This window comes from Endozoicomonas sp. ALE010 (genome assembly GCF_049310165.1).
GTDB lineage: Bacteria > Pseudomonadota > Gammaproteobacteria > Pseudomonadales > Endozoicomonadaceae > Endozoicomonas.
Genome location: NZ_JBLYNV010000004.1, coordinates 168,786 through 181,914 on the forward strand (window position 1 = coordinate 168,786; position 13,129 = coordinate 181,914).

The 13,129-nt window shown below is 47.9% G+C and carries 14 protein-coding genes; 4 read left to right on the plus strand and 10 right to left on the minus strand.

Annotation, left to right across the window (positions count from 1 at the left end):
* Positions 1-172 precede the first annotated feature (172 nt).
* Positions 173-751 (minus strand): hypothetical protein, encoded by a 579-nt coding sequence (locus ACO6UY_RS03745; protein WP_422459347.1) that lies wholly within the window; start codon positions 749-751, stop codon positions 173-175.
* A 304-nt stretch (positions 752-1,055) separates the two neighbouring features.
* Between ACO6UY_RS03745 and ACO6UY_RS03750 the strand changes: the two genes are divergently transcribed.
* Complete coding sequence (locus ACO6UY_RS03750) at positions 1,056-2,033, plus strand: DUF726 domain-containing protein (RefSeq protein ID WP_422489094.1); 978 nt, start codon at positions 1,056-1,058, stop codon at positions 2,031-2,033.
* Between the two features lie 3 nt (positions 2,034-2,036).
* Here the strand turns inward: ACO6UY_RS03750 and ACO6UY_RS03755 are convergent, their stop codons facing one another.
* The 5 genes from ACO6UY_RS03755 to ACO6UY_RS03775 all read right to left on the minus strand — a co-directional run bounded on the left by ACO6UY_RS03755 (position 2,037) and on the right by ACO6UY_RS03775 (position 5,913).
* On the minus strand, positions 2,037-2,936 hold the full coding sequence (locus ACO6UY_RS03755; protein ID WP_422489096.1) for a hypothetical protein: 900 nt from the start codon (positions 2,934-2,936) through the stop codon (positions 2,037-2,039).
* Between the two features lie 5 nt (positions 2,937-2,941).
* A complete protein-coding gene (locus ACO6UY_RS03760; protein ID WP_422459352.1) occupies positions 2,942-3,685 on the minus strand; it encodes a DUF3944 domain-containing protein in 744 nt (247 codons plus the stop codon).
* Between the two features lie 216 nt (positions 3,686-3,901).
* Positions 3,902-4,225, minus strand: a complete 324-nt coding sequence (locus ACO6UY_RS03765; RefSeq protein ID WP_422459354.1) for a DUF4236 domain-containing protein — start codon at positions 4,223-4,225, stop codon at positions 3,902-3,904.
* 168 nt (positions 4,226-4,393) lie between these two features.
* Complete coding sequence (locus ACO6UY_RS03770) at positions 4,394-5,005, minus strand: hypothetical protein (RefSeq protein WP_422489097.1); 612 nt, start codon at positions 5,003-5,005, stop codon at positions 4,394-4,396.
* Positions 5,006-5,073: 68 nt separating this feature from the next.
* Entirely contained in the window at positions 5,074-5,913 is an 840-nt protein-coding gene (locus tag ACO6UY_RS03775) for a hypothetical protein (RefSeq protein ID WP_422489098.1), read from the minus strand.
* Positions 5,914-6,239: 326 nt separating this feature from the next.
* On the opposite strand from ACO6UY_RS03775, the gene ACO6UY_RS03780 reads away from it, so the two are divergent.
* On the plus strand, positions 6,240-6,440 hold the full coding sequence (locus ACO6UY_RS03780) for a type II toxin-antitoxin system mRNA interferase toxin, RelE/StbE family (protein ID WP_422489099.1): 201 nt from the start codon (positions 6,240-6,242) through the stop codon (positions 6,438-6,440).
* A gap of 71 nt (positions 6,441-6,511) precedes the next feature.
* Here the strand turns inward: ACO6UY_RS03780 and ACO6UY_RS03785 are convergent, their stop codons facing one another.
* Positions 6,512-6,952 carry a DUF1499 domain-containing protein gene (locus tag ACO6UY_RS03785; protein WP_422459360.1) on the minus strand — a complete coding sequence of 147 codons (441 nt, stop codon included), beginning with the start codon at positions 6,950-6,952 and terminating at the stop codon, positions 6,512-6,514.
* A gap of 281 nt (positions 6,953-7,233) precedes the next feature.
* Between ACO6UY_RS03785 and ACO6UY_RS03790 the strand changes: the two genes are divergently transcribed.
* The gene (locus tag ACO6UY_RS03790) at positions 7,234-8,202 is read left to right on the plus strand and encodes a pentapeptide repeat-containing protein (protein WP_422449572.1); all 969 of its coding nucleotides are present in this window, start codon (positions 7,234-7,236) and stop codon (positions 8,200-8,202) included.
* A gap of 89 nt (positions 8,203-8,291) precedes the next feature.
* Here ACO6UY_RS03790 and ACO6UY_RS03795 read toward each other — a convergent pair whose 3' ends face one another.
* The gene (locus ACO6UY_RS03795) at positions 8,292-8,792 is read right to left on the minus strand and encodes an aminoacyl-tRNA deacylase (RefSeq protein ID WP_422449253.1); all 501 of its coding nucleotides are present in this window, start codon (positions 8,790-8,792) and stop codon (positions 8,292-8,294) included.
* Positions 8,793-9,101: 309 nt separating this feature from the next.
* Between ACO6UY_RS03795 and nhaD the strand changes: the two genes are divergently transcribed.
* Positions 9,102-10,484 (plus strand): sodium:proton antiporter NhaD, encoded by a 1,383-nt coding sequence (gene nhaD, locus ACO6UY_RS03800; RefSeq protein WP_422489101.1) that lies wholly within the window; start codon positions 9,102-9,104, stop codon positions 10,482-10,484.
* 193 nt (positions 10,485-10,677) lie between these two features.
* Here nhaD and gatB read toward each other — a convergent pair whose 3' ends face one another.
* Together gatB and ACO6UY_RS03810 are read right to left on the minus strand one after the other, a co-directional pair.
* A complete protein-coding gene (gatB, locus tag ACO6UY_RS03805; RefSeq protein ID WP_422489103.1) occupies positions 10,678-12,126 on the minus strand; it encodes an Asp-tRNA(Asn)/Glu-tRNA(Gln) amidotransferase subunit GatB in 1,449 nt (482 codons plus the stop codon).
* Positions 12,127-12,137: 11 nt separating this feature from the next.
* Positions 12,138-13,129 (minus strand): amidase family protein (locus ACO6UY_RS03810; protein WP_422489105.1); only part of this gene is annotated, 992 nt, incomplete at its 5' end.

Here is a 13,129-nt window from a genome sequence, read left to right on the forward strand (position 1 = left end):
AGAATAGTACGGTTCATGTCACCAAAATAGCTCGCATATTGAGGGGCTTAAACCGTATAATACGACGTCAGGTTTTTCAGTAGTACTCATAATGAAGGAGACTGTTTGGTTAATAAAGCTTTATTGATCCAGAAAGAGGGTATTTATATATTTTGCCCTCTGAATTTTTGCCTCACTTCATCAAATCATTTTCAGCGTTCAGAAACATTACCAGCTCAATGGCTCGCATCGGCGTCACCTCATAGCCCAGCTTCCCAATTACGCTGTTGTGGAACTCCGGGAAGCGTTCATCTTCGCTCAGTTTTTTCAGCTGATCCAGATAAGTCAGATATTCATCAATACTGTTAACTCTGTACTGATGAGGCTCCTGCTTATGGCAAAAGCGATACACCTTTGAATCCCAGATTGGGAAATGCTCTGGAGCAACAAAGTGCAGCAGTTTTGATGCGCCAACCATCGAATTGTTCACCAGGGCTTTCAGCTGCGACAGGTCGTCATAGCTGAGACTGCCTTCCTGTTTTGCTTTTTGCAAAATGAGAGCTGTGCCTTCAAGAGCACCTGTCTCTTCAGAAATATGAAGGCTGAGAATGGTTGGCATCCAGCCATACACCATATGACTCAGGGCAACCAGCTCAGTGGCTGTGAAGAATTGTATTCCAGATGTAAAACGGACAAGGTGTGAATAGGAGACAATGTATGAATGGTTTGCATCTATCTCTGTGCTTCTTTCCAGTTCAAAAATATCTCTCATTGATTACTCCATTAAAATGTAAGCGCCAGTATATTCGCCGTTATAGCCAGAGCAAACTGAACGAATTAGTTTTTCTGATCTGGTTTTTCCTATCATATGGAGTTCACATCAATGGCCAATCCACAGAACAAGGGTACCACTTGTTGCAAAAATGGGAGGTTCACCTATTGATTGAAACCACCCAAATGGCAACCCTTCCTGCAAGAAACACTGACAAAATAGGTATTCAGACGGAATATCAACCAGAAGTCTTCCATGTCAAAATCACTCGCTTCATAGCAGTAACCTCAGAACATTGCTCCTAATGCCTTCCCAAGCTTATTTTAAAAATCTTCGTTTTACTACTGTGCGCCAGGGCTGTGATCCAGTAATCCTGGTCATCAATGGTTTTTTGTCTGCTTCTGAAAAAGATGTCACTGACTGGCTGAGTATTACCAAACAACTCTACCCCGAGAACCAGGTCGTACATGTTCAGTGGCAGGCTGGCAGCGTAAAAGAAATGGTGCTGGCAGATGGTCTGACTGGCCTGGGGAAAGAGGTGCTCTCAACAACGGCTCGAAATTTATTTAAGGGGGAAATAGTCAGCTCTCTTATGTCTGTTGGGGCTATCGCTGCTGATAAAGTGGCAGGGCACTGGAAGCAGTCAATGGAAAATGCACAACAGGCAGGTGAGCAATTGGCGGAGTATCTTGATGCGAGCTTCACTGGTAAAGATGCCATTCTATTAGGGCACTCACTGGGTGCCAGAGTGATTTATAACACGCTGCTTAATTTAACCAATACAGGTTGTGTGCAAGCCAGCTATTTGTTGGGTGGAGCCGTTTCTTCTGAACATGGGGACTGGCAGCAAGTATGGGAGAAATTGCCATCGCTTACTCTGGTGAATTGCTATAGCAATAAAGATCAGGTACTGAACTGGCTGTATCGACTGGGTACCCTTTTTGGAGACCGGCCCTGCGGCTTGCAGCAGCTGGTAGAGGATAGAAGTAACTCTATCAATATTGATCTGAGTGAACAGGTATCAGGCCATATGGAGTATAAATGCACGACTACTGGCCAATATCTGGCATGGTTTCTAAATACTCAGGTTTTAGTGAGTAATGCCTGCCATATTGCCCAACTTAGTCAGTCAGAAACTCTAAATCTGACGGGTTTATTCGAGAAGAGTGTGCCACCTCAGAATAACGAGGCAGCACATATTTCAGCACCGGTAAAGACTGAAACAGAGCTCAGTCTATCCTTTATAGACAAGTTAAGAGCAGAGCTGAACCTGTATCCCTGAAGGCTATCTGTTATTTTCCAGTCTAATAGGCATCGCAGGAGCCAGAAGCAGATTATTACTGACTGAGTCGAACAGGGCTTTCAGATCGTCCTTTTTCTCATGAAAGCAAAGGGCTCTCGGGTCTGACTTACCCATAATGACCTGCTTTACTCTATCATTACACCAGGCTCTGTAATTGGCCAGTATTCCCTCATAGCGTTTACTGCTTTCTCGCATCAGGTGCTCTGCAAGTGAAAATTTACCGTAGCGATCACACAGCTGACATTCTATGAAAATGGCTTTTGGAAGGATATCAAGCATGGTCGTAATAAAGTCCAGCATATGTGTCAGGTGTTGCTCAGATACCTGGTCAGCAAAAGCCACAAGATTGTCAATCAGCGACATCAACTCATTGCGTTTGATGCTTAGATCCATAATCAGATGATCTGCCATTGTCCGGGTATCATCGACCAGAGCTCTATCCAGCAGTAAAATCCGGGCAGATTCAACCACGCCAAAATACTCGGACATCCTGCTCATAAAGTAGATAATGTTCTGGGAGTTAACGTCCTGAGAAATCAGATCAACTTCGTTTTGCAGTGTGTCGATCTTATTGGCCAGGTATATGGTTTGCACCACAATAGCGCCAACAATAATGCCTGTGCTGACGGCTGTTGCAACCAATGAAGCGGCCTGTGTCCCTTGAACCATCTTCTGAACTTTGGAGATGGCAGAAGTCAGATCATTCAAATCGGCCTGGTCAAGTACGACGGATTTCAACGGCATATGCTGAATAATGCCAGACTTACCGGACGTTTCACTCCAGTAGGCAACACCATCCCGAAGCACGGCACTGCCAATCTGTAATGCCTCAAAAACATGGGGATACACTTTATCCCAGTCAAAAGTAAAAATGGTATTCATGGGTATTAAAAGCCAATTGATTCGTTCAACATCTGCTGCCGGATAGCAGCAATCTGAATAACACAGGGCAGAGTAACGCGAAACGCGGGCCCGGAAATGGCCGGTACCGTCAGCAAACCGGTAATGACCCAGCCAATGGGGCCGGCAGCCACACCGATGACTCGGGAAATACCGACGTTAGTTGCCATTTTAAGGCCCTGACCGGTAATGGCTCTGGCTACCGAGTTAGCGACAATCAGGGCGATCTGGTAAGACATAAAACCACCCATACGAATGGCGACCTGGATAGTGGCTATGGCGGCACCGCCAGTGAGCGACGGGTCTATTTTCATCTGCCTGCGAACTTCCGCCTTCTGTTCTTTTGTCATATCAGACCATGCTTTTTCAAAAAGATGAGCAAGCAGGGACTGTTCAATGTTTATGGTATCGACAGAGTTACTGTAATCGGTTTTTACGCCGACCTTCTTGCAGACATCAATCAGAATTTCACGGTAAGGTACGCCACTGCGTCTGAAGATATTAACAAGGGTGTCGCCACCAAAGTGTTGCAATTCAGCAGCTATTGGCTGCCAGGCTTGTTTATAGTTGCACCCGGCTTTTTTAAACTCAGGGTTCGATGTTAACTCTTCTGTCCAGCGGGAATCTCCATCCTTATCTTTGGTGAGATAGTTCACCAGAATGCTCAGCATCTCGTTATCTGCGTAGCGCAGCATTTCCAGGTCCGCATCATTGCGGTAGCTATGGGCCATAGGGGTACATCTTCAAATAATTTACATCTTTAAACCGATCATGAGGCTTTATGATAAGCAACCTGACCGGCATTCAATGTATAAGGAAAGTAATCCGGGTGTGTGGCTAATCAGTAAGGTTCTGTGTTGCTTCATTACTCTAGGTCGATTTTCCCAGAGATAGAGGCCTATCTTCGACTGACGTGGTTGAATCTGCTTCGCTGACAAAAAGAGATATCATCTGTAATGCAACAGAACAATCCCGCCAATACAGGTTAAAACAAAAAGCCAATGCTTCCAGCTATGCGCTGAAGCGCTATCACCCTCTTCAGCAATGTTTTTGTCATCTGAAAAGTTTTTATGGCTGGAGACTCCCGACCCAGGCACTCCCAATGTTCCCCTGCGAACACCAATACCACTGCCTTTTTTACCTATATTGACATTAGCACCCGGCACACCAGCGGTGGCACTAGTGGTCACACCTCTTTTACCCGACCAGCTCAAGTTTAGATTCAGCCCTTTGGCTATCCTGATACGCTTTCTAAACCTCAGAGCCATCATTCACCTCCTCATCAACTACGGGCTGGAAAAAAATCAATGGCGAAACAACAATGGCGCTTAGCAGAAGTAACGTTCCCCACTCCGCCAGCCCAGTTGGTAGACGTGAAACTTCCCAGTAGCCATGAAGTTGTATTACGAGAGTTGCAAATACCAGAGCAAATATTTTGTTCATTTTATCGCTACCCTGAAGTCAGTGTGTGGATAACCCCAGAATGAATAGTCTGAGATGACTCGGACATCACAACCTTTGCCATTATTCTTGCAATTATTGCGGGCAAATTTCAGAACCTGATTGTGTTTCTTTTCAGCCGCAGACAATTCATTACCCTCGAACTTACTCAGCTTATACACTGGAAAGTCATCAGGCGTCGGAAAATCCGCTTTCACGTCTATGTCAAAGGAGGTAATAGAGCGATTATGGGTATCAACGGCCTCTTTTAATAATCTGATAAAATCAGACACACGGCTGTCGTCATTTTTCGAAACCAGCACTACTTTTTCAGAGCCTTTCTTTAGATGATAAAAAGTGCTCTGAAAATTCTTACAGTTCTTTATACCTTCGCAACCGGGTTCAACGACAGGTAAGACTCTGAGGATGAAATCCCCTGTCATTTCAGCCTGTCGAGTGTTGCTGTGAAATAACTTTGAATAGGTATGCCAGTGTCTATAGTTATCAAGGTTAACTTGTAGCTCGCCCTGTCCATTTCGAGGCAAATCCGCCTGAGGTGTAATCGTAAGTACTCCTGACCAGAACACTGTTGCCAGAAGTACCAGAATCACAACGACTACCAGCACAGTAGTCAAAATCAACCTCAACAGCAGATCAAACAGGCTCTCCTTTTTACAACTCATCCAGCGCTCCCAACCTTCATCAGAAGTCGTTTAGTGAACAGCAGAAAACCCAGTGGTAAGAGAATGGTTTTAAGCAGAAAAAGTGTGATCAGATTCATAAAGCCAAGAATAGAGTCCTCAACACTTTCCTTTATCTGAGTCGCTTTTTCAGCGGGGCTTGAGAGATTGTCGAACTTATTTTTCAGTGTACTAAGGAAACCTCCATCAACCGTTTCCTGCTCACTCATGGCATTCGACTTTGACAACCCTGTTACCACCTGCGAAACCGTTTCAACCTGGCTGGACGACTCTTTTATCTGTTCATCAAGGAAGAAATTATCGGCGCTAAGACTTAAACCGACTGTTACGACAACGGCAAATCGCAAAAGAAAAGCAGCTTTAACGGCATTTACAGCGACTGATTGGAGGCTACTGAATTTCTCGGTCCACAGGACTGCCAAAAACAACACCCCTGCAATGGCGAGCAAAATATTCACAGGTTTTGATGAGCTGATCACCAGAAGAATTTTCTGTAAAGTCAGGGAACCAACTGCAACAGTCATCACCCAGGAAAACTTATCAATCAGGTCACTGAGAGGATTCAGTACCTGCCCCAGGTCGATGGAAGCAATACCTACGGACACTCCAGTGCTTTGAGCCACAGAGATTGTTGCATCGAGACTCCGTGCCACTGCAAAACTGGCACCCGCAGCTACCATCGAATCATTGAGCATATCATGAGCCTGATCATCAGGAAGTTTTAGAAACCCTGTAAAAATCACTAACAGGGTTAGCAAGGTCAGGGCAACCTTCGTCTTGCATGAGGCTGAATCTGATTTCTTACCAGTGTTGTCCATAGGAAATACACAAAAAAATAAGGTGGAGTGCTGGATAGGAAACCGTCACAAAATAACTTCCGTATTTTTTATGATTCTCAGCACCCCTTGCGGGGCAATGGTTTCAGCAAATCCGGAAGCTATTTCGGGACAAGCCCTAAAGCGGAAACTAAATCTGTTAAATTATCTCAAAATTCAGAAATGAATGATTTAGGGAGTAACCACAGCTGATTAAGGCTTTCTCGAAGCTTAACCGTAGTGAAAAGCACTTGCTGAATCCAATGCTGGTGCAGGCTTGAAGAAATCGACACCCTTGAGGATATGTTAAAGTACTTGGATGACGAATAATGTTAAAGCCAGTACAAACATCGAAGTTCAAGAAAAACTATAAGAAAGTAAAGACGCAAAACAAGGATATGGAAAAGCTGGTTGAGATACTGAGACTGCTGATTAATCAGCAGCCTTTACCTGATAAGAACCGTGACCATGCTTTAACCGGTAGCCTTAATAAAGATTGTGCCAATCACCCTTCGAGTCCGCTCAGGTGAATGGAGATTGTACGCATCAAACCCATTGAAATGATGTACCAGGAGGCTGGTCTATTAACGGGTATTGGGTCCTATTTTGGCTCAGCATCCGGGTCGCTTCCATCACCAAGCGCTGCTCTTAACTTTTCGATACGACGGCGATTGGTACCGAAATCGTAATAGCCGACGCGAGAGGATGAGCGCACATCAACCGTGCCGTTCGGACGAATAATCATTATCAGGTCGTCCTTGAACTTCAGCCAGGGGGTGGTGAACACCGTAATAATGATCTGGTCATTACTGCTGAGAATCTCTGCATTGGGCCAGTTCTGCAAAGTGGCTAACAGTTTTTTCTTGATCCCCTGGGTATCAGACTGATCAAAGGAAAGGGCGGCAATATTCTGTTTGCCAGAAGCGAGGCTGCTGACGCAATTCGGGCTTTCAGGGCAGGTAAGTTCCGGGACGTCAGCGTGTAGCCAATGGCTGGAAAGTAATAACAGTAAAGGCAGGATGTAGTGGGCGGATTTATTCATTGTTGTTGGTTCCTTCTTGCAGATGGTGGTGAAATATATGGCTCCACGTTTTTTCACCCATAGACCCCGGTTTATCGTGGGCGGAGTGTACAAACAGAATTTTCATGGAGTGTCCCACATTGATCAGAGAAGTGCTCAGTGTGTTGAAAAGTTTGCTGTCTGTAAAGTCACCGGCGATGTAAATACCATAATCAGCGGGCCGATATAGTCAGCACAGCAGGGAAGATGATGGTTTTCAGCAGAAACTGTCGTCAGAATACAGGGCCCGGGGTTTGAATCAGGTGCAGAAGACCGAGCATCAGTGCTCTTTTTTCGGACAATATGGTCGTTGCAAAGATGTGGCGGAGTCAGGCAGCCAGCTTTGCTTCTGGCATGATCCTGATGTGGATAAAACCGGAGATGAGGTAAAAGTGAGGCTGGAAAAGAGGGCCGCAACCGGGCTGCCCATGGAAGGATTTATTCTCCGCAGGGCTAATCTGGACAACGTTAACCTGGTGAACCACGGTGGTGGTAAGCCATATCAACTGGTTAACTGCGATTTGAGCAGGGCCAGCCTCTGTAATGGGCATTTTTATCGTGTGGATTTATCGGGTTCCCGACTGTTAAAAGCAGATCTTTCCAATGCCAATCTGCATAGGGCAAATCTTGAAGGCTGTAATCTGCTGGGTGTGAATCTGAACAATAGTCTGCTGGATCATGTGACGTGGGGGGATAAGCTTTATCAGGAGCAGGAAGCTGCCGCCCATCCTGAAAATGCCATGGCGTTATTTGAAGAAGCGGAAGAGTCTGCCAGAAACATTCGCCGACATTGTGAAAACCTCGGCATGATGAGGGAGGCCGGTCATTTTTATTATCGGGAAAGGGTCTTCCATCGGTTGCAGATGCCAAAATGCTCGCGGCAACGGGTGCTTTCTTACCTGGTTGACAGGATCAGTGGCTATGGTGAATCACCGCTGCGAGTGGTGCTTTTTTCCGTGGCTTTGATTGTGTTCTGCTCTTTCCTCTATCTGTTCACCGGGGTTCAGGGTGGTGATACGGTTATCCGGTTCAGCCAGAACCAGGATCTGTTCCAGAACCTCCGGTATTGGCTTGATTGTCTTTATTTCAGCGTGGTGACGTTTACCACCCTTGGCTACGGTGACTTGACCCCGCTGGGGCTGTCCCGGATTGTTGCTGCCTGTGAAGCATTCACCGGCAGCTTTTCCCTGGCGCTTTTTGTTGTCTTGTTTGTAAAGAAGATGATCCGCTAAAAGAGATTGCCACGGAGTCACAGAGACACGGAGAAAAGCAAAAAGCTTTTCCTCTGTGGCAAAAAAGGAAATTATTCAGGCTCAATTCCTTAGTTGTCCGTTGCATAAGCCTCCGCTTCATCCGGATCACAGCTGATGGCGGCGTGTGGCTGGCCCTGTAGCAACTTTTTAAACTGTTCTCTTTGAATATGCACCAGTTCCCGGTGATTACCTCCCTGGAAGTAAAGATCCTGGACGGCGTTGAGCTCATCATCCCAACAGGTTTTCATGCCATAGGCGATGCCCATTGCCGGTACTGCTCCCATTTCGCAGTCTGGGAACAGCTCCTCAAGGCTGTGTTCGCTGACCAGATGAAGATGACGATTCAGTTTTGTGTTTATCCAGCGCAGCATTAATTTGTTCATGGAGGGAACGATAGCCATTACATGACCTTCCTCATCCTGAAGAACGATGGCTTTAGCCATATGTTTAACGGGAACGCAGGCGACATGGGCGGTGTTGAGTGCACGGTCTGAATAAGGGTGACTGACCACTTCATAATCTACCTGATTATGATTTAAAAAAGCCTGGAGTTTTAGAGCGATTGACATCAGACACTCTCGCAAAAATCATTCTCGGAAATATTGAACATCTGTCTATAAAGTCTATACGCAAACTTGTTGAAAGATTGTTCAATATAAAGCGGTTTTTAAGCTAAAAAAGTATTAATAACTTTTTTTTCATATCGCTATTTGCTTTCGTATCGTCTTGCCTGTTTATCCTGCCACTGCGTAATGCTGCTTTTATTTGATGCTTTTTTGCACTCTGCTTTCGGTATAGGTATCCTTCGCGATCTTTAAATTTACCAATTTAGCACTGGCTTCAGATTGAGCCTGTGGGACGAAGTTATGATGATAATAATGAAAAGACGCCTGTCAATGGGAGCGCTAGCCTGCCTGCCGACCACCGCTCTGGCTGGCGATAGTGTGCTGGGGGTAACATCCAGCCCGTTAGCCTGGGCCTGCATTGCCATTTTTGTAATTGCCTACTGCCTGGTGATGGCCGAAGAGCAGCTTCATCTGCGTAAGTCCAAACCGGTGATTATGGCGGCGGGAATCATCTGGGCACTGATTGCTTTTATTGCTACACAGAAGGGCGTTTCCCACGAAGAGCTCAAACAGGCCGTTATGCATGATCTGGAAGAGTATGCGGCGATGTTCCTCTTTCTGCTGGTGGCCATGACCTACATTAATGCCATGGAAGACCGGCAGGTGTTTGCCACGTTACGCAGCTGGCTGATCAGCAAGGGCTTTAATTACCGAAGTCTTTTCTGGATAACCGGCGCTATGGCGTTCTTTATTTCTCCGGTGGCTGACAATCTTACCACTGCGCTGTTGATGGGCGCGGTGATTATGGCCGTAGGTGAAGGCAGGCCAGCGTTTACTACCCTGGCCATGATCAATGTGGTGGTTGCTGCCAATGCCGGTGGTGCTTTCAGCCCCTTTGGAGATATTACCACTCTGATGGTTTGGCAGGCAGGTAAGCTTGAGTTCTTTACCTTTTTCAGCCTCTTTATACCGTCGGTGGTTAATTATCTGGTACCGGCCATCATTATGAGCTTTTTCGTTGAGCAAGGGCGTCCGGCCGGTGTGCGAGTGGATAGCACCATTCGTCGTGGTGGTATTGCCATCTGCCTGCTTTTCCTGGTGACCATCTTCCTGGCGGTAAGTTTTGAGAAAGTGCTGGGTCTGCCACCATTTATGGGGATGATGACAGGTCTTGCCCTGTTGATGCTCTATACCTATATCATGCAAATTCAGGGGCTGACCAGTAACCGCCGGTTGACAGCACGTCCCCGGGCCAAAGAGGATAAAATCGATATCTTTCAGGAAGTGGCCCATGCCGAATGGGATACGCTGCTGTTCTTCTTTGGTGTCATCTTCTCGGTGGGTGGCCTGCGCTATCTCGGTTACCTCGACCTTGCCTCGGAAACCATGTATGCCGATCTCGGGGCAACGTGGACTAATATCATCGCCGGTATAATCTCTGCCATTGTCGATAACATTCCGGTGATGTTTGCCATCCTCGGAATGGATCCTGAAATGGACGCCTTCCAGTGGTTATTGATAACGCTGACCGCAGGTGTGGGTGGCAGCCTGTTATCCATCGGCTCCGCTGCTGGCGTTGCCTTGATGGGGACATCGAAAGGTGGCTACACCTTTATGACCCATCTCCGCTGGAGTTGGGCCATTGCCCTGGGGTATGCGGCCAGTATCTGGGCCCACTTCCTGGTTAATAGCTGATCTAGAATCAGTTAAAAACGTTAGGCCAGCTGAAGGGTTTGGAAATCCAGCCCTTCATTGTCATCTGTCGTATTCTGGTTAACAGGTGATCAATTACAGACGGAGGTGAGAGGGGCTGTTTTGATGGATGTTGCCTTGTTAAGTAGACATTAGCGACTTCCCCTGGTGCTAATGTCTACCCTGAGAGCTACGGTTAGCCGTCCAGTTTCTGTTTCAGAATCTGGTTAACCAGGCCGGGGTTGGCCTTGCCTTTGGACGCTTTCATGCACTGACCCACAAAGAAACCGATCATTTTTCCGCGCTTGTCTTCCTCAGCCGCACGATAATTCTCAACCTGCTGGGCATTGTTGGCCAGAACGTCATCAATCATGGCTTCAATGGCACCGGTATCGGTCACCTGCTTGAGGCCTTTTTTCTCGATGACTGCATCGGCCGTGCTGCACTCACCCTGCCAGAGTACTTCAAAGACCTCTTTGGCGATTTTGCCGGAGATGGTGTTGTCTTTGATGCGCTTGATCAGGCCGCCGAGCATATCGGCAGTCACCGGGCTTGCGCTGATGGCAATGCTGTTCTGATTCAGGGATCTGGACAGTTCTCCCATAATCCAGTTGGCAGACAGTTTGGCATCACCACTGGCACGGACGGTGGCTTCAAAGTAGTTCGCCGTCCCCTGGTCAGCGGAAAGTATTTCGGCATCATAATCGCTCAGGCCAAAATCAGTGATAAAACGTGCTTTTTTGGCATCTGGCATTTCTGGCATTTCAGCCTTCAGTTTTTCAAGACGGCTGTCGTCAATAATAACCGGCAGCAGGTCAGGGCAGGGGAAGTAACGGTAATCGTTCGCTTCTTCTTTGCTGCGCATGGAGCGGGCTTCGCCGGTATCACCGTTATAGAGACGGGTCTCCTGGATAACGGTGCCGCCATCTTCAATCAGGTCGATCTGGCGCTCTACCTCTTTGAGGATGGCCGCCTCCATAAACTTGAAGGAGTTCAGGTTTTTGGTTTCTGTGCGGGTACCGAACTCTTGTTGTCCTTTAGGGCGAACGGAGACGTTAACATCAAACCGCATGGAACCCTGGGACATATCGCCATCGCAGATGCCCAGTGTAGTGACAATGGAGTGCAGCTTTTTGGCAAAGGCCACAGCTTCCTCTGCATTGCGGATATCAGGTTCTGTGACAATCTCAATCAGGGGAGTGCCAGCACGGTTCAGGTCAATCCCTGACATACCATGAAAGTCTTCGTGCAGGCTTTTTCCTGCATCTTCTTCCAGGTGGGCATGGTGGATGCGAATGCTTTTAGTGGAGCCATCCGCCAGTGTGATATCCACATGACCAGCGCCCACTATTGGCTTTTCCAGCTGGGTGGTCTGGTAGCCTTTTGGCAGATCCGGGTAGAAATAGTTTTTACGCTCGAAAACATTCACCTTGTTGATGTCGGCATCAATGCCCAGGCCAAACTTAATGGCCATATTGATCGCTTCTTCGTTAACCACGGGCAGGATGCCGGGCAGACCAAGGTCTACCGCACAGGCCTGGGTGTTAGGTGCGGCACCAAAAGCGGTGGATGCACCGGAGAATATTTTGGTTCTGGTGGCGAGCTGGACGTGAATCTCCAGTCCGATAACGGTTTCCCATTGCATATTACTGTGTCCTAAACCAATGCCGGAGATTTCTGGTGCCAGTCGGTTGCCTGCTGGAAGCGGTGGCCAATATTCAACAGACGGGCTTCATCAAAGTGCTGACCAATGATCTGCAGGCCGACCGGGCGCTGGTTTGCCATGCCAGCAGGAACAGATAATCCGGGCAGGCCTGCCAGGTTAACCGACAGTGTATAGATATCCGAGAGGTACATGGCGACCGGATCATTGCTCATGGAGCCAATGTCAAAGGCGGATGTCGGGGCGTTAGGGCCCATGATGACATCACACTCTTTAAAGGCGTTGAGGAAGTCATCACGGATCAGGCGACGGATCTGCTGGGCCTTGCGGTAATAGGCGTCGTAGTAGCCAGCCGAGAGGGCATAGGTACCCACAATAATACGACGTTTGACTTCTTCACCAAACCCTTCGCTGCGGCTGCGAATGTAGAGATCCATCAAGTCTTTCGGGTCTTCGCAGCGATGCCCGAAACGCACGCCGTCAAAGCGGGACAGGTTGGAAGAAGCTTCTGCCGGGGCAATCACGTAGTAGGCAGGAATGCACAGCCTGGCATTAGGCAGGCTGACCTCCTTGACGTTTGCACCGAGCTTTTCATATTCGGCAATGGCATTGCGGATCTGTTGTTCCACTTCACTGTCCAGTCCGGCCGCGAAGTACTCTTTTGGCAGCCCAATGGTCAGGCCTTCCAGGGAGTCATTCAGTGTTGCCGTGTAGTCCGGTACTTCATGGTCAAGACAGGTGGAGTCCCGGTTATCAAAGCCCGCCATGGTGTTCAGCATAATGGCGGCATCTTCAGCGGAGCAGGTCATCGGGCCAGCCTGATCAAGGCTTGATGCGTAGGCTACCATACCCCAGCGGGAAACCCGGCCATAGGTTGGCTTCAGTCCGGTAATGCCGCAGTGTGAGGCAGGCTGGCGAATGGACCCGCCGGTATCCGTGCCGGTAGCGCCAGCTGCCAGCTGGGCTGCTACAGCTGCGGCAGAAC

Bases quoted from the DNA above. Each gene is read 5' to 3' on its own strand.
- ACO6UY_RS03745 (WP_422459347.1), bottom strand. From the start codon at position 751: ATGAGAGATATTTTTGAACTGGAAAGAAGCACAGAGATAGATGCAAAC.
- ACO6UY_RS03750 (WP_422489094.1), top strand. From the start codon at position 1,056: ATGCCTTCCCAAGCTTATTTTAAAAATCTTCGTTTTACTACTGTGCGC.
- ACO6UY_RS03755 (WP_422489096.1), bottom strand. From the start codon at position 2,936: ATGAATACCATTTTTACTTTTGACTGGGATAAAGTGTATCCCCATGTT.
- ACO6UY_RS03760 (WP_422459352.1), bottom strand. From the start codon at position 3,685: ATGGCCCATAGCTACCGCAATGATGCGGACCTGGAAATGCTGCGCTAC.
- ACO6UY_RS03765 (WP_422459354.1), bottom strand. From the start codon at position 4,225: ATGATGGCTCTGAGGTTTAGAAAGCGTATCAGGATAGCCAAAGGGCTG.
- ACO6UY_RS03775 (WP_422489098.1), bottom strand. From the start codon at position 5,913: ATGGACAACACTGGTAAGAAATCAGATTCAGCCTCATGCAAGACGAAG.
- ACO6UY_RS03780 (WP_422489099.1), top strand. From the start codon at position 6,240: ATGTTAAAGCCAGTACAAACATCGAAGTTCAAGAAAAACTATAAGAAA.
- ACO6UY_RS03785 (WP_422459360.1), bottom strand. From the start codon at position 6,952: ATGAATAAATCCGCCCACTACATCCTGCCTTTACTGTTATTACTTTCC.
- ACO6UY_RS03795 (WP_422449253.1), bottom strand. From the start codon at position 8,792: ATGTCAATCGCTCTAAAACTCCAGGCTTTTTTAAATCATAATCAGGTA.
- nhaD (WP_422489101.1), top strand. From the start codon at position 9,102: ATGAAAAGACGCCTGTCAATGGGAGCGCTAGCCTGCCTGCCGACCACC.
- gatB (WP_422489103.1), bottom strand. From the start codon at position 12,126: ATGCAATGGGAAACCGTTATCGGACTGGAGATTCACGTCCAGCTCGCC.